This is a genomic window from Pseudarthrobacter sp. R1 (assembly GCF_024494415.1).
Lineage (GTDB): Bacteria > Actinomycetota > Actinomycetes > Actinomycetales > Micrococcaceae > Arthrobacter.
In genome coordinates, this window is the sequence record NZ_JAMKFI010000008.1 from 658,758 (window position 1) to 678,686 (window position 19,929).

Below are 19,929 nucleotides of genomic sequence, written 5' to 3' on the forward strand. Positions count from 1 at the left end.
GTTCCCCTTCCACACCGGGAAATGCGGCGCCATCACGGCCCAAGCCTTGTCAGAAATTTCTTGCCTCGCTGCCATAAATCAAGCCTGACGGAAATCAGCCCTCAAAGGGTTTAGCAACACACCCTAGGCACGGACCTCCGGGGATCAGCGAAAACCGATCCTGGTGTGACATTGAACACTTCTACGTGCTGTAGAACTTGCTGGTTTCGACTTGGCGGGTACGAAGGGGCAAACTTGTAACCATGAGCCACACTTCTGCCGAATCTGTCACTAAAACCGAAGAATCAGCCGAGCAGTTTTTCACCCTCTGGACGGTCTTCAAGCGGTCAGAGGCGCTGGTCCGCAGCGCCGCTGCTGCCACGGACTTCGAGGCCCTGCTGGAACGGTTGGCCCAGGCCGGCGTGACGCACCGCGGCAGTTACGACGTTTCCGCCATGCGGGCAGATGCGGACGTGATGGTGTGGCTCCACGGGCCCAAACCCGAAGCCCTGCAGCAGGCAATCCGGGACATCCGCCGCAGCACCCTCTTCGCCGGGACCGAGATTGTCTGGTCCGCCATGGGCGTGCACCGCGAGGCTGAGTTCGCCAAGAACCACACCCCTGCCTACTCCCGCGGCGTTGCACCGGCAGAGTGGCTGTGCGTCTACCCGTTTGTCCGCTCCTACGAGTGGTACATCCTGCCCGAGGCCGAGCGCGGCAAGATGCTCCGCGACCACGGCCTGCTGGGCCGGGACTTCCCGCAGGTCATTTCCAATACTGTCTCCTCCTTCGCCCTCGGTGACTGGGAATGGATCCTGGGCCTGGAGGCGCCTGAGCTCGTGGACCTGGTGGACCTCATGCGCCACCTTCGCGCCACCGAAGCACGCAACCACGTCCGGGAAGAGATCCCGTTCTATACCGGTCGCCGCATCTCCGCGGAAGAAGTTGCAGAGGTGCTGGCATGAGCCCCCTCGAAGCACGCGATCCCGCCAGTGCGGTGGCCATTAACCCTGTGACAGAAGCCGGCCGCATGGCCCCCAAGAATTACGACGCCGTCCTCCTCGCCTCCTTCGGCGGCCCGGAAGGCCAGGAGGACGTCATTCCGTTCCTCCGCAACGTGACCCGCGGGCGCGGGATCCCGGACGAGCGGCTTGAGGAAGTCTCCCACCACTACCGTGCCAACGGCGGCATCAGCCCCATCAACCAGCAGAACCGCGAGCTGAAGGCGGCACTCGAGGCCGAGCTCGGCGCCCGGGGCATTGACCTTCCCGTGCTGTGGGGCAACCGCAACTGGGCCCCGTACATCCCGCAGACCCTGCAGGACGCGTACGACGCCGGGCACCGCCGCCTGCTGATGGTCACCACGAGTGCCTACTCCTGTTACTCCAGCTGCCGCCAGTACCGCGAAGACATTGGCATGGCGCTGACGGAGACCGGCCTGGACGGCCGGCTGGAAGTGGACAAGGTGCGCCAGTACTTCGACCACCCCGGCTTCGTGGAGCCCTTCATCGAGGGCACCGCCGCGGGCCTCGCGGAGGTCCGGGAAAAACTGGCAGCTGCAGGCACACCCGACGCGCCCGTCCAGATCCTGTTTGCCACGCACTCCATCCCGACCCGTGACGCAGACGCGGCAGGCCGGTCCGAGGGCGAACCCCGCGAATTCGAAGAGGGCTCCGCGTACGTTGCCCAGCACCTGGCCACCGCGGCCGCCGTCATCCAGCGGGTGGAAGAGGAATCAGGCCTTACCGCCCCCTGGTCGCTGGTGTACCAGTCCCGTTCCGGGGCCCCGCACGTGCCGTGGCTCGAGCCGGACATCAACGACGCCATTCAAGAGCTTGCGGGCAAGGGCGTCAAGGGAATCGTTATTGTGCCCCTCGGCTTCGTGAGCGACCACATGGAGGTTGTCTGGGACCTGGACACGGAAGCCCTGGAAACCTGCGCCAACCTGGGACTTGCAGCCACCCGCGTCCCCACTCCCGGCACCCACCGCACATTCGTCAACGGTCTGGTGGACCTGATCTCCGAGCGGACCGTGGCCAACAACATCAGCGACCGCCCGGCAGTGACCGCCCTTGGCCCCTGGTACGACGTCTGCCGCCCGGGATGCTGCGCGAACTTCCGTGGCGAGAAGCCAACCATCGCGGGGGCGGACACCACCGTGGGTACCGGCCATGATCCTTATCCGGCCGACGCGGCGGCCAACCAGCCAGGCACGGCCGGGGGAGCGCCGCAGCAGTGACAGTCCGCATCGGAACCCGCGCCAGCAAGCTGGCACTCACCCAGACGCAGCAAACCGCTGACCGGCTGGCCGCCGTCGGAGGCTTCCCGGTGGAACTCGTCCACATCAGGACCGACGGCGACGTCCTCACCGGCTCGTTGTCACAAATGGGCGGCACGGGCGTTTTTGTCGCCGCACTGCGCGATGCGCTGCTGCGCAATGAGTGCGACGTGGCCATCCATTCGCTCAAGGACCTGCCCACCGGCGCGGCAGTAGGCCTTAGCCTTGCCGCCACACCAAAGCGGGTGGACGTCCGCGATGTCCTCTGCGCCCGGGACGGGCTCAAACTTGCCGACCTCCCCTCCGGCGCCACCGTGGGGACCGGCTCGCCCCGCCGTGCGGCCCAACTGCGCACCGCCCGGCCTGACCTTGAAATCGTGGATATCCGCGGCAACGTTGACACCCGCCTGGGCAGGGTGCCCGGACTTCCGGGGAACGCGACGGACCAGGTGGTTGCGGGCAAGTCCTGCGACCTTGATGCCGTGGTTCTCGCGGCGGCAGGCCTGGAACGCATCGGCCGGCTGGATGCCGTCAGCGAGTTTCTCGAAACTGACGTTATGCTGCCCGCTGCCGGGCAGGGATCCCTCGCCATCGAATGCCGCACGGCCGACGCCCCGCCCAGGCCGGGCTCCGCAGAGGGTTCCAAGGATGTCCTTGCGCAGGCACTGGCCGCGCTGGACGATCCGGACACCCGGCTTGCCGTTACGGCTGAGCGGGCCCTGCTGGCCCGGCTCGAAGCCGGCTGCGCTGCACCGGTGGGCGCGTACGCCTTCCGGAAGGGCAGCATGCTCCACCTGGAAGCCGTGGTCTGCGCCGTGGACGGCACCGCTTCAGTCCGGGACAAGCGGGCAACCGACGGACTCACGGAAGTAGGGGCCACCCTGCTGGGCATCGAACTCGCCGAAGTCCTCCTCGCCGCAGGTGCCGCCGATATCGCAGACCTGCAGGCTTCCTGAGCCGGCCATGGGACTGCCTTTCCGCCGTGTCCAGGACCGCCCTCTTGGGGAGGGGTAGGGGTGGCGGACAGCACCGCCAAGGGAGCAACCGGGTCCGGGAGCGGGAAGCTGCTTAAAGGGGCCCGGGTACTGATTACCCGCAGCCCGGAACGCTCACTGCCCCTGGTAGCGGCACTTGAGGAGGCCGGCGCCGAGGCGCTCCTGCTGCCGCTGATCGACTTCGAACGTGCCGCGGACCAGCACTCCCTGGACGTGGCCTGCGATGCGCTCGGTGCCGGCGCGTTTGACTGGTTGATTATCAGCAGCGCAACCACGGTCCATGTGCTCACCGCCAAGGCAGCCGAACGGGGCCTCACGCTGCGCCAGTGGATTCCCGCCGCCACCCGGATCGCTGCGATCGGACCGGCCTGCCGGCGTCTCGTCGAAGCCGCCGGCCTGCCGGTGGATCTGATGCCCAGGGACGAACAGTCCGCTTCGGGACTGCTCGCGGTATGGCCCGCCAACACCGGCAAGGTACTTCTTCCCCAGGCGGACATCGCGCCGGGAAGACTCGCCGAAGGGCTGACGGCGGCAGGCAGCACCGTCACGGCAGTGACCGCCTACCGCACCGTGGACTATCCCGCGGCAGCGGAGCGCAGACTGGCCATACCGCTGGAGGATGCGGGACCTGGGCTGGGCACGCCGTCGTACTCCCTGCTGGCACCGGAAGCAGCCGCCGCCGAAATCGCGGCCGGGCGGATCCAGGCAGTAGTGGCCGCCTCGCCCAGCGCCGTCCGGCGAATCCGTGCGCTCTCGCCGCTGCACGGCTGCCGCCTGGTGGCGATCGGAAGGTCGACGGCGGCACAGGCCGCCGCCCTCGGCCTGCCTGTGGCTGCAATCGCCGGCGAGCCCACGCCACAAGGGCTGGTGGCCGCCGTCGAAACGGCACTTGGCACCGGTGGGAATTCCGGCCGGCAACCACCCTGACCTGCCGGAAAACCGCCAGCCGGAACTTCCGCCCACCCCTCGAACCCTTCCCAAGGACAAGACCATGACTTTTCCGAGCGACCGCCCCCGCCGCCTCCGCACCACTCCGGCCATGCGCCGGCTGACCGCTGAAACCCGGCTCGCGCCGGCCGAGCTGATCCTCCCGGCCTTCATGCGGGAAGGCCTCACCGAGCCCCACCCGATTACGTCGATGCCCGGAGTTGTCCAGCACACCACGGAGACGCTCAAGCGGGCTGCGGCAGAAGCTGTAGAGCTCGGCCTGGGCGGCATCATGCTGTTCGGCATCCCGGAGACCCGGGACGCCGAGGGCACCGCCTCCCTTGACCCCGACGGTGTCCTGAACAAGGCCATCCGGGATGTCCGCTCGGAGGTTGGCGACGACCTGGTGGTCATGAGCGATGTTTGCCTGGATGAATTCACCGACCACGGGCACTGCGGCGTACTGGACGCCGAGGGCTATGTGGACAACGACCGCACCGTTGAGATCTACGCCCGGATAGCAGTGGCCCAGGCCGACGCCGGTGCCCACATGCTGGGTCCGTCCGGCATGATGGACGGCCAGGTTGCCGCCATCCGCGCTGCCCTGGACCAGGCAGGGCACACCAGTACGTCCGTTATTGCCTACGCGGCGAAGTACGCCTCGGCCTTCTACGGCCCGTTCCGGGAAGCCGTCGATTCCCAGCTCAAGGGGGACCGGCGCACGTACCAGATGGACGCGGGCAACCGCACCGAAGCCCTTCGCGAGGTTGAACTGGACCTCGCCGAAGGGGCAGACGTGGTGATGGTGAAGCCGGCCATGAGCTACCTGGACATCCTCGCCGACGTGGCGGCGATGAGCCCGGTCCCCGTGGCGGCCTACCAGATCTCGGGGGAGTACGCCATGATCGAGGCTGCCGCCGCGAACGGCTGGATCGACCGGCGTGCGGCCATCACCGAATCCGTGCTCGGCATCCGCCGCGCCGGCGCCCACATGGTGCTGACGTACTGGGCAGCTGAACTGGCCGGCTGGCTGAAGGAGTCCCGATGAGCGAAATCCCGCCCCTTCCCACGGCCCCGGTGGCCGCGGACCGGATCCTGATCGGGCTGAACACCTTCGGCGACGTCGGCGAGAACCCGGACGGCAGCCCGCAGCCGCACGCCCAGGTGCTGCGCCAGCTGCTCGAACAGGCTGAGCTGGCGGACGCCGTCGGACTTCACGCCTTTGGTGTGGGCGAGCACCACCGGAAGGACTACGCGGTATCCGCGCCCGAGGTTTTCCTCGCTGCCGCTGCCGCCCGCACCACCAGGATCCGCCTCGGCTCCGCGGTCACGGTCCTGAGTTCGGATGATCCCATCCGGGTTTTCCAGCGGTTCTCCACCGTGGATGCCCTCTCGAACGGCCGCGCCGAGGTGATGCTGGGCCGGGGCTCCTTTGTTGAGTCCTTCCCGCTGTTCGGCTTGGACCTCGCAGACTATGAGGTCCTGTTTGAAGAGAAGCTGGAGCTGTTCGACAAGGTACGGGCGCAGAAGCCGGTGCACTGGGAAGGCCGCACCAGGCCGGCCCTTTCCGGCCTGAGCGTCTACCCGCCCCTGGAACGCCACCTGCTGCCCACCTGGATCGGCGTCGGGGGGACACCCGAATCGGTGCTTCGCTGCGCGCAGTACGGCTATCCGATCATCCTCGCGATTATCGGGGGGCAGCCGCGCTCGTTCCGGCCACTCGTGGACCTGTACCGGGAAGCCATCTCCAAGTACGGCCACCCGATGCAGCAGGTTGCCACCCATTCGCCCGGTCATGTGGCAGATACCGACGAACAGGCCCGGGAGGAACTCTTCCCGCACTGGCTGAAACTGCGAAACAAACTTGGGGCCGAGCGCGGCTGGGGACCTGCCGGAAGGGGGGAGTTCGATGCCCTGTGCGCTCCCGAGGGCGCCCTGTACGTAGGATCGCCGGAAACCGTGGCCCGGAAGATTGTCCTGCTCAAGCAGAACCTGGGCGTGGACCGCTTTGACCTCAAGTACAGCAACGGCCCCTTGCCGCACTCGGCCATGATGCGCTCCATTGAGCTCCTGGGGATGGCGGTGGCGCCCCGGGTGGCGGAATTGCTCGCATCTGAAGCGCCGGCTAACTGAGAGAATGGGAACCATGACTTCCAGCAATCCTCGCAACGAGGCACTATTCGACCGCGCCCGCCAGCTGATGCCGGGCGGAGTCAATTCTCCCGTGAGGGCCTTCGGGTCCGTGGGCGGGACTCCGCGCTTTATGGTTTCCGCCAAAGGCCCGTACCTGACGGACGCCGACGGCAAGGAATACGTGGACCTGGTCTGCTCCTGGGGCCCGGCGTTGCTGGGCCACGCACACCCGGCCGTGCTGGAGGCCGTTCACGCGGCCGTGGACCGCGGCCTTTCCTTTGGCGCCTCCACCCCTGACGAGGCGAACCTGGCGGCGATGGTCCAGGAACGTGTGCCGGCGGTCGAGCGGCTCCGGATGGTCTCCACCGGCACCGAGGCCACCATGACAGCCGTCCGCCTGGCCCGCGGCTTCACCGGCCGGAACCTGATCATCAAATTCGCGGGCTGCTACCACGGGCATCTGGACAGCCTCCTCGCGTCGGCGGGTTCGGGCGTGGCAACGCTCGCCCTGCCAGGCTCGGCTGGCGTCACCGAGGCCACCACAGCCGAAACCCTGGTGCTGCCGTATAACGACCTCACCGCCGTGAAGGAAGCCTTCGCCGCCCACGGACCCAACATCGCCGCCGTCATCACTGAAGCGGCGCCGGCCAACATGGGTGTGGTAACACCGGAGGACGGCTTCAACCTTGGCCTGTCCCGCATCACCCGCGAACACGGGGCGCTGCTCATCGTGGACGAGGTGCTCACCGGGTTCCGCACCGGCTACTCCGGGTACTGGGGCCTCACCGGCGGAGCACCGGACGCCGCTGAACCGTGGACGCCGGACCTGCTCACCTTCGGCAAGGTCATTGGCGGGGGAATGCCGACGGCGGCCCTCGGCGGACGTGCCGACATCATGGATCATCTTGCCCCCACCGGTCCGGTGTACCAGGCCGGGACGCTCTCCGGGAACCCGGTGGCGATGGCTGCGGGTGTTGCCACCCTGACGCACGCCACCCGGGACGTCTACTCCTTCATCGACGTCCGCTCGCTGGAGCTCTCCTCCGCCCTGTCCACCGCACTGGACGCCGCCGGGGTGGACCACTCAATCCAGTTCGCCGGGAACCTTTTCTCGGTGGCGTTCGGCACCTCGGCCAACGGCGTGCACAATTACGCCGACGCCCTGGCGCAGGAAAGCTTCCGCTACGCGCCGTTCTTCCACTCCATGCTGGAGTCGGGCGTCTACCTGCCGCCGTCTGTCTTCGAGGCCTGGTTCCTGTCCGCCGCGCACGACGACACAGCCATGAACCGCATCTTCGATGCGCTTCCGGCCGCAGCCAAGGCGGCAGCAGCCGCACAAGGCTAGTTCCGCCGTCGGGCGTTTCTTTTCCCGCTGGACATAAAAAATCCCCGGTTGCATGATGCAACCGGGGATTTCTTTGTGTGCCTATGCCAGGAGTTACAGAACGTCCGAGAGGAAGTTCTTCAGGCGGTCCGTGGCGGGGTCGCTGAAGATCTGCTGGGGAGGACCGGATTCCACCACAACGCCGGCGTCCATAAACGTCACCGTATCTGACACATTGCGGGAGAAGCCCATCTCGTGGGTCACCACCACCATGGTCATGCCGCCCTTCGCGAGGTCCGTCATGAGCGCCAGGACTCCCTTGACGAGCTCGGGATCCAGAGCGGACGTGGCCTCGTCAAAAAACATGACTTCCGGCTTCATGGCAAGTGCCCGCGCTATCGCCACGCGCTGCTGCTGGCCACCGGAAAGGTTTGCCGGGCGGGCGTCGGCCTTGTGTTTCAGGCCCACCAGGTCCAGCTGCTCCAGGGCCTCGGCGCGGGCCTGTTCCTGCGGCAGCTTACGCAGCTTCCTCAGGGCCAGGGACACGTTGTCCACCACCGTTTTGTGCGGAAACAGGTTGAACTGCTGGAACACCATGCCGATCCGCTGCCGGAGCTCGTCAGGGTTGTCCTTCAGGACCGAGCGGCCATCCAGGAGGATGTCGCCCTGGTCGGGCTCGATCAGCCGGTTCATCACGCGCAGCAGTGTGGACTTACCGGACCCCGAAGGGCCGATGACCGAGGCAGTGGTTCCCTTCTCCACGTGCAGGTCGATGCCGCGGAGAACGTGGTTGTGCCCAAACGATAGGTGCAGGTTCTTGCCGGTCAGGGTTCCGGACGCGAATTCCGTCATGCCTGTGCCCCCTTGCCGATAGGTGCTGCCAGCTCATCCGGTTCCTTCTTTTCCGGCTTGCCGGTACGGAGCCGGTTGTCGATGAAGTTCACGAAGTGGGTGAGCGGAACGGTCAGGATCAGATACAGCACACCTGCGGCCACCAGCGGAGAGAGATTGCCGGTGTTGGCCATGGCGTCATTTCCGATCCGGAAGATCTCCCGGTCCGAGGCAGCCAGGCCAAGCATGAACACCAGCGAGGAATCCTTCAACAGCGAGATGAACTGGTTCACCAGTGCGGGAAGGACCCGGCGGATGCCCTGCGGCACCACCACCAGGCGCATGGAACTGCCGTAGCTGAAGCCCAGCGCCCGGGATGCCTCCAACTGCCCCTTCTCCACGCTCTGGATGCCCGAACGGAAGATTTCACCGATGTAGGCTGCCGCGATGAGCGTCAAGGCCAGGATGCCCAGGGGGTACGGGTTCCGGGACCCGGTGATTTCCCGGGCGATGGGACTGAGCCCGATGCCGATGACCAGGATCACCAGGATGGCAGGGAGTCCACGGAAGATATCGGTGTAGATGCGCGCCACCCAGCGGGCCCCGGCGTTGCGGGAGATCCCCATCATTGCCAGGGCCAGCCCCAGCAGGGAACCCAGGACGCCGGAGGCCACAGCCAATATCAGGGTGTTGGGCAAACCGACCATAAGCAGGGCGGGAATGACTTTAGCCATTTCCTCCCAGTTGAAGAAGGTGTCAGCCAGTTGATCCAAGAGATCCATAGACTTTGCGGCTCAATCAGCTCTGGGGAACCGTGGCGGCCTTGCTGCCCGGCTTCCAGTCGCTGGGCATCTCGCGGTCCGGGTACCACTCCTTGGTCAGCTTGGACCAGGTTCCGTCAGCGATAACGGCGTCCAGGCCGGAATTCAACGCGTCGATCAGCGGCTGGTTGTCCTTGGCGACGGCGTAGGCAGTGAAGTTCTGCGTGTTGACGACGGACTCGGCGATGACGGTGCCGTCGCCTTCCTTCACCTGACCGGTGGCCTGCTGGGACGGGGCGACCCACGCGTCAACCTGGCCGTTGCGCACGTTGGCGTACACCGTGGCGTAATCCGGGAAACGGATCGGCTCAAGCTTCAGGGTGTTGGTGACATAGTCGTCCTGGACGGTGCCCTGGACGACGCCGATGCGGAGGTCGCCCGTGAGGTCAGCGAAGCCCTTGACGTCGCTGTCGGTCTTGGCAACGACTGCCATGAACCCGAAGTCGTAGCCGTTGGTGAATCCGACGTTCTGGCGGCGGGCGTCCGTGGTAGAGATGGAGGAGGAGCCGACGTCGAACTGCTTGGTGGAAACCTGGGAGAGGAGTGCCGAGAAGTCCGTGGCAACGAATTCGACCTCAAGGCCGAGCTTGCCGGCGATGGCGCGCAGCAGTTCGTTGTCGTAGCCGGTGAACTTGCCCGAAGGGTCAATGAAGATGTTCGGCGGGGCGTCCGAGAGGGTGCCCACCTCGAGCTTGCCTTCAGTGTTGAGGCCGAGCTTGGACTTGTCGATCTGATCGACCGGGGTGACGTCGGCGGTGGTGTACTTGTCCAGCGTCTGCTGGTCACTGCCGGCGAGTGCATCCGTGGGCGTTCCGGCGGGCTCGGCAGATCCTGAGCCGCATGCTGCGAGGGAAACCGCGAGGGCGAGTGCCACGGGAGCGGTTGTGAGCCACTTCATCGCTTTGATTTTCATCAGGTTGTCACTTTCATTGAGTCATAAGTCAACCGGGCCGCAAGGCTGCGCTGGTGGCGCCTGGCACCTGCCCGGTGCTGGTCAAGCAAGGCCAGGGCAGGGGTGACCGCAAAACTTTATTGTCTCACTTTGGAGTTTTCGGTCCGGATGGTGAAGAAGCGCGGATGAGACGTCACCTCTGGCGAACAAAATTCGGCCTTGGGATACTTCACCTGCCCAGCTGATGCTTGGCAGGGCCGTCGCAGCGAATCCCCGCAGCCTGAAAGCAAGCTGCCTTATGAAGCGATATGACTGTGAAATATATCTCGGAGCGGCAGGGCGGCCTGGGGGCTAGAAGCCGCCGGCACTGGCGTCCTGCGGCGGGAGCACGGGCCAGTCGCCTTCGATCACGGCTGTCGGCTTCGTTTTGCGGAGGTAGCCCTGGAAATCCGCAGCCTGGCTCACGGCCCAGTCCACCTGAAGCTGGTGCAGCTGGCTGGCAGGCATGCTCAGTTTCGGAAACTTCCCGGCCATGGCATCCAGGACCTTCAGGGTAGCCAGGGCGTCAGCGGCCGACGTATGGGCATTGTCCAGGACCACGCCGTACTCTTCGCACAATGCAGTCAGGGTTCGCTTGCCCTTGCGGTATCGGTCCACCTGCTTGTTCATGATGTAGGGGTCCAGGACCGGAAACCGGGTCAATTGCGGGACTCCATAGCGGGCCGACTCGGCTGCGAGCACGGTGAAATCGTAGCTCGCGTTGAACGCGATGACCGGCGTACCGTCGTCGAAAAGCGCCTGCAGCACTGCCGCGAGTTCCTTCGTCACCTCGTGGGCGGGCCTGCCCTCGCGCCTGGCCTGTTCAGTGGTGATGCCGTGCACATCACTGGCTTCGGTGGGTATCTCAACCCCTGGATCGGCCAGCCACTCATGTTCCTTGATGACCTCACCCTTGTGGTCTACAACAGTGACTGACGCCGTCACAATCCGGGCGGCACGCGAGTTGCGGCCGGTGGTTTCGAGGTCGAAAGCTGCTCGGGGAAGGGTGTTCCAGGTGCTCATACGTCCACGCTAACGGCGGCCACCGACAATTCCCGGGAGCGCCACTGCAGCTACATTGGATCAATGCGGATTGAGTATGTGGAGGCGGTACTGGCCATCGTGAGGCTGGTTCCGGCCGGGGCCGCAGTGTCATACGGGGACGTCGCTGAACTGCTGGGATCAGGCGGGCCAAGGCAGATCGGTGCCGTCATGAGCCACTACAGCAGCGGCGTTCCCTGGTGGCGGATCCTCAAGGCAAGCGGACACGCTCCAGAGGGACACGAAGTGAAAGCCCTCCGCTACTACCTCCAGGAAGGAACTCCCCTCACAGGGGACCACGAAGCCTACCTGCGGACGGGGGAGGGCTCATGGCGGGTGGACCTTTCCGCAGCACGATGGGCGCCGACACCTGAAGATTTTGAACAGATCGACGCGGTCTCCGGGGAGTTGGAGCGTCAGCTCCGTAAATTGTCGGTGGCTGATGATGGAATGTCGGCGTGACAGTAACAGTTCCCTTCACAGGTCCCCGCGACGAGTACCGGCAGGCATCAGCAGCCGGTCTTGAAGCCGAATTCGCTACAGCAGCCGGCGCATTGCACGACGGCGGGAGTGGGCACCCTGGCCAAGCCGGTTCTCCGGGCCTCAAACTGCTGCCGCCGCGGCGGCTCCACGCCGAAGCCCCGTCGCTGACCTCCGATCAGCAAGCCGCTGTGGACGTGCCACAAGGGTCCGGACCTGTCCTGGTACCGGGGGCGCCGGGCACGGGCAAATCCACTGTCCTGATCGAAGCCGCGGTCACGCGGGTGCTGCGGGACGGGGTTGACCCCGAGCGGATGCTCATCCTGGCCCCGACCAGGCTCGCGGCCGATTCCCTCCGCGACCGGTTCACGGCCCGGCTGGACAGAAGCCTGAGCACGACGCCGGCCCGGACCTGGGCGTCCTACGCCTTTGATGTCCTTCGGCGCGCCAAGGCCGAAGGAGTGCTGCCCCTCTCAAGGCCGCCGCGCCTCCTGTCCGGCCCGGAGCAGGACCTCATCATCAAGGAACTGCTCGAGGGCCACCGCCTGCCAGGGCTGGAGCTGCCGTGGCCTGACGACCTTGCGGGAGCCCTGGAGACGCGCGGCTTCCGGCAGGAAGTACGGCAGCTGTTCGACCGCGTTATCGAGTCCGGCCTGACCGCCACGGACCTCGCCCAGCTGGGCCGCCAGTGCGACCGGCCTGACTGGATTGCCGCCGCCGGGTTGTACGCGGAGTACCGTGACGTCCTGGACCTCAGGATGCCAGAGGCCTTTGATCCCGCGGGGATCATCACCGCGGCACGCCAGATCTTCCAGGACGTCCCGGAATTCCTGGCTGCAGAGCGCGAGCGCCTGCAGGTGATTGTCGTTGATGACGTGCAGGAGGCAAACCCTGCCGTCTTTGAGCTTCTGGCGGACATCGCCCGCGGGATGGACTGCTTCATTGCCTTCTCCCCGGACACGGTGGTCCAGGGCTTCCGGGGAGCCCGCCCGGATCTGGTGGCCGAACTGCCGCGCCTGCTGTCGCCGCACGCCCCCGCCCTTGAGCGGCCCCTGCGATACGCACACCGGCACACGCAGGCGTTGGCAACCGCGTGGCTGGGGGTTGCCGCACGTATTTCGCAGCGTGCCGGCGGGCAGTTGGCAAGGCAACTCGAGCAGCCGGCGGGGGACCGGGGGCAGGGAATGGTGGAAGCCCACCTCGTGCCGTCAGCAGTGCATGAACTCCGTTATGTGGCCCAGCGCATCCTGGACCAGCACATCAACCACGGGCGGGACCTGGCCGACATCGCGGTGATTGTGCGTAATGGAGGGCAGGTCAGCGAGCTGCAGCGTTACCTGTCCGGCCAGGGGATCCCGGTTCGCGTGCCTGTGGCCGAGTCGGCTGTCCGGGACGAAGTGGCGGTACGGCCCCTGCTCGACGCATTTGCGGTGGCCCTTGACCCCACCCTGCTGACCCCTGAAACAGCTGTATCCCTTTTGACCTCCCGCATCGGCGGTGCCACGTCCATTGAGCTGCGCCGGCTGCGGCAGTCGCTGAGGCGGGAAGAACTCCTGGGCGGCGGAGGCCGCACCAGTGATGCCTTGCTCGTTGAAGCCCTGCTCGAACCCGGGGCGCTGTCCTCCCTCGGCATGGAAGGCCGTGCGGCGCGGCGCACGGCAGGCATGATCCAGGCAGGGCGCAAAGCTGCCTTCAAGCCGGGTGCCAACGCCGAGTCCGTGCTGTGGGCCCTTTGGAATTCCACCGGTCTTTCCACTGCCTGGACGGAGACGGCTCTGTCCGGCGGGCCGCACGGTGCCCGGGCGGACCGCGACCTCGACGCCATGATGGCGCTTTTCCACACTGCCGAACGGTACGTAGACCAGATGCCCGGTGCCGGTCCGGAGCAGTTCCTTGAGTACCTGCTGAACCAGGAGCTCCCCATGGACACGCTGGCCGACCGCGCCCAGTTGGACGACGCCGTCGAACTGATGACTCCCGCCAGCGCAGCAGGGCGGGAATGGCCTGTGGTCCTGGTGGCCGGGCTCCAGGAAGGCGTGTGGCCGAACACGCGGCTACGCGGTGAACTCCTGGGCAGCACCCTCTACGCCGACGCAGTTGAGCACGGAGCACCTTACGCACTGCAGCGGGATCCGCTGAGCCGATTGCGGGACATCCGGTATGACGAACTGCGGAGCTTCTCCACGGCGGTGTCAAGGGCGCGGGAGCTCCTGATCTGCACTGCCGTCTCCTCAGAGGACGATCAGCCGTCCTCCTTCCTGGATTACGTCTCACCCCCCAGCCCGGACCAGGCGGGCCGGGAATTCACCCCGGTGGAGCGCCCCATGACCCTGCGTGCGCTGGTTGCCGAACTGCGGCAGTATTCGCAGCTCGACGGAAAGCACGCGGCTGAGGCGGAGGAAGCGGTCAGGGTCCTCGCCCGGCTCGCGGCTGCCGAGCCTGCCGTGGCCGGCGCGCATCCCGGAAGCTGGTGGGGGCTGCCACCGCTGACCTCGTCTGATCCCGTGGTTCCCCCCGGCGGAACAGTGTTTGTGTCGCCGTCGAAAGTTGAGACGGTCCAGAAGTCGCCGCTCGACTGGTTCGTACAGGCCGCAGGCGGCGAAGCGGCCACCGATTTCGCGAGGAGCCTGGGCACGCTGGTCCACAACATCGCACAGGAACTGCCGGATGCGTCAGGGGCAGAGTACGTCGCGGAACTGGTGCGCCGGTGGCCCGCGCTGGGGATGAAGGACAACTGGGAGGGAAGACTGGATTTCCAGCGTGCGGAGGCCATGGTCCGCAAGCTTGCCCAGTACGTGCTGGTTATGAGGAGCGAAGGCCGGAGCCTGCTGGGGGTCGAACAGGACTTCGAGGTGGCGCTCCCGGACGTGGCTGTGGACGACGGCACGGCCCGCGCGGCAGTCCTCCGCGGCCAGGTGGACCGCCTGGAAATCGACAGCGAGGGCAGGCTGGTCATCGTGGACCTCAAAACAGGAAAACGCCAGCCGGGTAAAGCAGAACTCTCCACGCATCCGCAGCTCGGCGCCTACCAGGCCGCAGTGCTCGCCGGCGGCTTCAGCGAAAGCCCCGGCGGGAGTACCCCTGCCGTTCCCGGCGGCGCAGTACTTGCCCAGCTTGGAACGGGAACAAAAAATCCAGGCATCCAGCAGCAGGATCCGCTTGACCCCCAGGAGAACTGGGCTTTGGACATGGTGAAGGAGGCCGCCACTGTGATGGCTGGCAGCGAATTCCTGGCACGGCACGATCCAGCGAAGGGAAGCCACGGCGGACACGGCTGCCGGCTCCCGGAAGTGTGTCCGTTGTGCGTACGGGGAAGGCAGGTCACCGAATGAGCGTGGAAGCAGCCGTGGCCGCACCGAACGTCCCTGAAGCCCGGTTCACGCCGGAAGAACTCTCCCTGCTGCTGGGCGAAAAGAACGTGCCCACGCGGGAACAGTCGGAAATCATCAGTTCGCCGCTGACTCCGCGGCTGGTCATCGCAGGCGCCGGTTCGGGCAAGACCGCCACCATGGCGGACCGCGTCGTCTGGCTGGTGGCCAATGGCTGGGTCCGGCCGGAGGAAGTCCTCGGCGTGACCTTCACCCGCAAGGCCGCCGGTGAGCTCGCGTCCCGGATCCGGGCGAAGCTGGCCGCCCTGCAACGGCTGGCCAGCCAGGACACTGCGCACCGGCTGTTCCCGGCACAGCTGGTCAGCAGCGACTCCCTCGAGCCCAAGGTGTCCACCTACCACTCCTTTGCCAGCGGCATCGTATCTGACTATGGACTGCGGCTGGGCGTGGAGCGGGACGTGGTCCTCCTCGGCGGAGCGCAGGCGTGGCAGCTGGCCAGTGAAGTGGTGGAGGCCTACGACGGCGAGTACGCACACTTCCGTTCTGCAAAATCCACCCTGGTGAAGGCGGTCATCCAGCTGGCCGGGGAATGCGCGGAGCACCTCCAGGAACCCGAGGACGTGGAAGCCTGGCTGATGGCACGGCTGTCCGAATTCGAAGCCCTGCCGTACCAGGCGGGCAAAAAGAAGAACCCGCCCCAGGCGGCGGCCGAGCTCGCCGGGATGCTGCGGACCAGGGCCAGCGTGGCGGACATGGTGGGCCGGTACGCGGCAGCGAAGCGGGCGCGGGGCGCCCTTGACTTCGGAGACCTTGTGGCGCTCGCGGCCAAGGTGGCGCAGGATGTCCCCTTGGCCGCACACATGGAACGGCAGCGGTACAAGGTGGTTCTGCTCGACGAATTCCAGGACACCTCCTACGCCCAGCTGGTGCTGTTCTCCCGGCTCTTCGGAGGCGGGCATGCGGTGACCGCAGTCGGCGACCCCAACCAGTCGATCTATGGATTCCGCGGAGCCTCGGCCGGACAGCTTTTCCACTTTGTCCGGGAATTCCCCGTAGCCAATGGTCCCGTCGGGGACGGAAAATGGGCTCCTGCCCCCACGTCTTACCTGACAACGGCCTGGCGGAACGGCCGGTCCATCCTGTCGGCAGCCAACGTTATGTCTGAATCCCTGGGCAAGGCAGCAGCCCAGCGGGGGCCTGCCGGCGGGGGAGGGGCGGCAGCAGCGGACGTGCCTCCGTTGCAGCCCAGCCCCGGCGCAGTTGAGGGGACGGTTGTGCTGGGGCGGTTCGGGACAGATGTCGATGAAGCGTCCGCACTCGCCGAGGACGTTCTGAAGTACCGGGTGACGGACTTTGAGCTCAAACCGGACGGAACGCCTGTACCGCCTGCCCTTGCCGTCCTCTGCCGCCGCCGCGCACAGATGGAGACCATCCGGCGCCAGTTTGAAGCCAGGGGAATCCCATACGAGATCGTCGGACTTGGCGGGCTCCTGGATACGCCCGAGATCGTGGACCTCGTGGCGACGCTGCGTGTGCTTGCCGACCCCGGACGCTCCGATTCCCTGATGCGCCTCCTGGCGGGCGCCCGCTGGCGCATCGGGCCGGCCGACCTGATGGCGCTGCGCGACTGGTCCAGCCAGCTGGCGCGCCGGCGCGGACACGTCGCCGAACGGTCCGTTGACGGTCAGCCGGACGACGACACCAGTGAAACCGTCCTCGAGAGCGACCTGACTGACGGTTCCAGCCTGGTGGAAGCCCTGGACTGGCTGCCCCGGGAGGGCTGGACGTCCGCCAACGGCAGGTCGCTCACCTCCGATGCCCGCAGCCGGCTTGCCCGGCTGTCGTCTGAACTGCGGCAACTCCGGAGCTACCTCGGGGATGACCTCACCACCTTGCTGGGCGAGGTGGAGCGGGCCATGCTGCTGGATATCGAAGTGGCCGCGCGGCCAGGCATCAGCATCCACCAGGCCCGCCGCAACCTTGACGCCTTCCAGGACGCCGCCGCGGGGTTCCTGCGCACCTCCCAGCGTGTGGACATCCTCGCGTTCCTGTCCTGGTTGGAAGCCGCCGCTGCTGAGGAAAACGGGTTGGAAGCGCCCGCCAGTGACGTGAACCGGGAGGCTGTGCAACTGCTGACAGTCCATGCGTCGAAGGGCCTGGAATGGGATGTGGTTTTTGTCCCCGGGCTCAATGCGGGCGCCTTCCCCAGCGACAGGGACTCCCGGTGGAGCAGCGGCTCAGCCGCCCTGCCCTGGCCGCTCCGGGGTGACCGTGCCGACCTTCCCCAGTGGGACCTCGACCAGCCGGACCAGAAGGGCTGGCTGGACGCCGAAAAGGAGTTCAAGTCGGCCGTCCAGGCCCACGGGGAGTCGGAGGAACGCCGTCTCGCCTACGTGGCCTACACCAGGGCCAAGCACGTCCTCTGGGCGTCCAGTCCTGCGTGGGTGGGATCCCGGGCAGGGCGTGCTGAAATGTCACCGTTCCTTTCCGGGCTCGAGGCACTCACCAAGGTGTCCGAGGGCGGGCAGCGGCCGGCTGCGACAGTCCACCCGGGGTCACTGGAGGAAGCGGCTCTACCCGAAAAGAGCCCGCTCACCCTTGAAACGGAAGTTGCCAACTGGCCGTATGACCCCCTTGAGGGGCCCGTGGATCCGCGCACCGGGAACCGCCTGCGCCTTTCCGGCGGACGGCGGCAGGCGATGGAAACAGCCGCTGCCCGGGTTCTTGCAGCCCTGGGAAACCGGGACAGGGACGCCGCTCCGGTCCTGCATCCACCCGAAGCATTTCCAGGGCAGGCCGGGCCGGGCAAGGAACTGACCGGGGTGGCACGGGGATGGGCCAGGGAGGCGGCGCTGCTGCTGGAACGGCGCACCAGGAGGAGCGCCGGGCGGGAAGTGCACCTGCCCGGCCACATCTCCGCATCCACCCTGGTGGAACTGCGGGAGGACCCCGCCGCGGTGCTTGGCAGGCTCCGCAGGCCCGTGCCACGGGAACCGGGCATGTCAGCCCGCAAGGGAACAGCGTTCCACGAATGGGTGGAGGAGTACTTCGGCGCCGCCGGCATGCTCGACCTCGGTGAAGCTCCGGGCTCGGATGACCACATTGATGCTGCCTACGACCTCGATGCCATGGTGGCAACTTTCAAGGCGTCTCCCTGGGCCGAACGGTCGCCCGCGTTCGTTGAGGTTCCGGTAGAGACCCGCGTTGGCGACGTCGTGGTGCGCGGGCGCATTGACGCGGTCTTCCGGGATGCCGACGGCCGGTGGGACCTGGTGGACTGGAAGACCGGACGGCGGCCGTCCGCGGCCCAGCTCAGGACCAAATCCGTGCAGCTTGCGGTGTACCGCCTGGCCTGGGCGCGGCTGAAGGGGGTACCTCTCGAGGAAGTGCGGGCGGCCTTCTTCTACGTCGCGGACAACGAGGTTGTGCGTCCCCACGACCTCGGTACAGCCGGCGAGCTGGAGGAGATTGTTGCGGCTGCCCTCAGTTCTTCGTGACGTCCACGATGGAGATGGCGGCGGTGGAGGTGTCGTCCAGTTCCTTCTTCTCCTCCGCGTCGGCCGGCCCAGCGGCCTGCCCACTGCCCATCGCCTGCCCACTGTCCCCCGCGGTGTCCTCTCCGCCAGCCTTAGCCGGGGGCTCCACCGGGATGGGAGTGACGTGGACCGCCGGCTGAACCGGGGCCGGAACCGGCAGCGGGACTACGGTAACGGACGGCCCGGAAGCTGAAGGACCGGCGTCGGCCGCCATGACCGCTGACACCTTCCCGGTGGCTGCGTGGGCACCCGTGCCACCGGCAGCGGACAAGCCGGCAGCCGGTGCGCCCGCGGCCGGCTGCGGCTCGACGCTGATCGGCTGCCCGCCGTGCTCTTCGATGTCCCGGGCAAGGGTTCCGAGCATCTCCTCTGCTTCTGAGATCATGCCGGGGTCATCCGAGGCGATCCCCTTCACCAGGTACTGGGCCAAGGCGAATTCGGCGGAAAGTGCTGCCCGGCGCAGGAGGTGGTTGTCCGGTGTGTCCCTGCGGCTGGCCGTGTAGGCGCCCAGTACCGCGTCCACGAAGTCCTGCTCATTGGAGGCAACAAGCCAGGCGAAATCGTCGGCGGGATCGCCGATCCTCAAGTCGGTCCAACCGGTGACCGCCGTTACGCGCTGGCCTTCCAACAGGAGGTTGTCCTCGTGAAGGTCTCCGTGGACTACGCTCGGGTTGAAGCGCCACAGGGATACGTCTTCCATGGCATGCTCCCAGCGGAGCAGCAGGGCGGGCGGGATTTTTCCCGTGGTGGCAGCCTGGTCAAGTTCATTCAGCCGCCGCTGCCGGAACTCGTTGGGGGTGTAGCTGGGCAGGTCGGCATTGCTGACCAGCGAATGGGGCAAGTCATGGATGGCGGCGAGGGCGACGCCGATCTCCCGGGCGAGGGCGTCCGGGCCTGCAGTCAGTTCCTCGACGCTGCGCGTGCTGCCGGCCAGATGCGAGTAGACAAACGTGCTTAGGGTACCCAGCCGCACGCTGCCGGCAACGGTGGGCATCAGGAAGGGCAGTTCGGCCCTGATGGCCGGGGCGAAGGCACGCAGCACGAGGAATTCCGTCTCAAGCCGGGCGCTTGCCTCGGCGTGCCGCGGTGAGCGCACGCGCCACCGCTTGCCCTCGGAATCGAGCAGCAGGGCGGAGTCGAAGTCCGCAGGGTCATCCGGGGCAGAGCTAACGGCCGTCGGGGTCAGTCCGGGGACTGCCGCGGTTGCAACGGCTGCCAGTTCAATCGGTTTTCTTCTCACCGTTCCACGGTAGATTGCGTGCAGTCCAAGACACCGGTCCAAGGACGGCGAGTCTTCAGATATAGTCCAAATCAGGGTAGGCAG

At 66.6% G+C, this 19,929-nt stretch carries 15 protein-coding genes; 10 read left to right on the plus strand and 5 right to left on the minus strand.

Annotated features, from left to right (window positions below; genetic code table 11):
* Positions 1-242: 242 nt before the first annotated feature.
* The 7 genes from hemQ (at position 243) to hemL (ending at position 7,657) form a co-directional block, all read left to right on the plus strand.
* Positions 243-944: a hydrogen peroxide-dependent heme synthase gene (gene hemQ / locus M8J71_RS13930; protein WP_163162208.1), complete on the plus strand. Its 702-nt coding sequence runs from the start codon at positions 243-245 to the stop codon at positions 942-944.
* The gene (locus tag M8J71_RS13935) at positions 941-2,218 is read left to right on the plus strand and encodes a ferrochelatase (RefSeq protein ID WP_256248449.1); all 1,278 of its coding nucleotides are present in this window, start codon (positions 941-943) and stop codon (positions 2,216-2,218) included. The genes hemQ and M8J71_RS13935 overlap by 4 nt, the downstream gene beginning before the upstream one ends.
* The gene (gene hemC / locus M8J71_RS13940; protein WP_256248450.1) at positions 2,215-3,213 is read left to right on the plus strand and encodes a hydroxymethylbilane synthase; all 999 of its coding nucleotides are present in this window, start codon (positions 2,215-2,217) and stop codon (positions 3,211-3,213) included. Before M8J71_RS13935 ends, hemC begins: the two co-directional genes overlap by 4 nt.
* 60 nt (positions 3,214-3,273) lie before the next feature.
* Positions 3,274-4,179, plus strand: coding sequence for a uroporphyrinogen-III synthase (locus tag M8J71_RS13945; protein WP_256248451.1), 906 nt, complete (start codon positions 3,274-3,276; stop codon positions 4,177-4,179).
* 64 nt (positions 4,180-4,243) lie between these two features.
* Positions 4,244-5,227 carry a porphobilinogen synthase gene (gene hemB, locus M8J71_RS13950; protein ID WP_256248452.1) on the plus strand — a complete coding sequence of 328 codons (984 nt, stop codon included), beginning with the start codon at positions 4,244-4,246 and terminating at the stop codon, positions 5,225-5,227.
* Complete coding sequence (locus tag M8J71_RS13955) at positions 5,224-6,312, plus strand: LLM class flavin-dependent oxidoreductase (RefSeq protein ID WP_256248453.1); 1,089 nt, start codon at positions 5,224-5,226, stop codon at positions 6,310-6,312. The genes hemB and M8J71_RS13955 overlap by 4 nt, the downstream gene beginning before the upstream one ends.
* A 13-nt stretch (positions 6,313-6,325) precedes the next feature.
* On the plus strand, positions 6,326-7,657 hold the full coding sequence (gene hemL, locus M8J71_RS13960) for a glutamate-1-semialdehyde 2,1-aminomutase (RefSeq protein ID WP_256248454.1): 1,332 nt from the start codon (positions 6,326-6,328) through the stop codon (positions 7,655-7,657).
* 93 nt (positions 7,658-7,750) lie between these two features.
* Here the strand turns inward: hemL and M8J71_RS13965 are convergent, their stop codons facing one another.
* The 4 genes from M8J71_RS13965 to M8J71_RS13980 form a co-directional block, all read right to left on the minus strand.
* Positions 7,751-8,488, minus strand: a complete 738-nt coding sequence (locus tag M8J71_RS13965; protein WP_163162219.1) for an amino acid ABC transporter ATP-binding protein — start codon at positions 8,486-8,488, stop codon at positions 7,751-7,753.
* Positions 8,485-9,249 carry an amino acid ABC transporter permease gene (locus tag M8J71_RS13970; RefSeq protein ID WP_163162221.1) on the minus strand — a complete coding sequence of 255 codons (765 nt, stop codon included), beginning with the start codon at positions 9,247-9,249 and terminating at the stop codon, positions 8,485-8,487. Before M8J71_RS13970 ends, M8J71_RS13965 begins: the two co-directional genes overlap by 4 nt.
* Before the next feature lie 16 nt (positions 9,250-9,265).
* Positions 9,266-10,201, minus strand: coding sequence for an ABC transporter substrate-binding protein (locus tag M8J71_RS13975; protein WP_256248455.1), 936 nt, complete (start codon positions 10,199-10,201; stop codon positions 9,266-9,268).
* A gap of 330 nt (positions 10,202-10,531) precedes the next feature.
* Positions 10,532-11,242, minus strand: a complete 711-nt coding sequence (locus tag M8J71_RS13980; RefSeq protein WP_256248456.1) for a 3'-5' exonuclease — start codon at positions 11,240-11,242, stop codon at positions 10,532-10,534.
* A gap of 63 nt (positions 11,243-11,305) precedes the next feature.
* On the opposite strand from M8J71_RS13980, the gene M8J71_RS13985 reads away from it, so the two are divergent.
* The 3 genes from M8J71_RS13985 (at position 11,306) to M8J71_RS13995 (ending at position 18,566) form a co-directional block, all read left to right on the plus strand.
* On the plus strand, positions 11,306-11,722 hold the full coding sequence (locus M8J71_RS13985) for an MGMT family protein (RefSeq protein ID WP_256248457.1): 417 nt from the start codon (positions 11,306-11,308) through the stop codon (positions 11,720-11,722).
* Positions 11,723-11,814: 92 nt separating this feature from the next.
* Complete coding sequence (locus M8J71_RS13990) at positions 11,815-15,072, plus strand: ATP-dependent helicase (RefSeq protein WP_305479574.1); 3,258 nt, start codon at positions 11,815-11,817, stop codon at positions 15,070-15,072.
* On the plus strand, positions 15,069-18,566 hold the full coding sequence (locus M8J71_RS13995; RefSeq protein ID WP_256248459.1) for an ATP-dependent helicase: 3,498 nt from the start codon (positions 15,069-15,071) through the stop codon (positions 18,564-18,566). The genes M8J71_RS13990 and M8J71_RS13995 overlap by 4 nt, the downstream gene beginning before the upstream one ends.
* On the opposite strand, the gene M8J71_RS14000 is transcribed toward M8J71_RS13995, so the two are convergent.
* Positions 18,553-19,845 (minus strand): macrolide 2'-phosphotransferase, encoded by a 1,293-nt coding sequence (locus M8J71_RS14000; RefSeq protein WP_256248460.1) that lies wholly within the window; start codon positions 19,843-19,845, stop codon positions 18,553-18,555. The two genes, M8J71_RS13995 and M8J71_RS14000, sit on opposite strands and share 14 nt — an antisense overlap.
* Between the last annotated feature and the right edge of the window lie 84 nt (positions 19,846-19,929).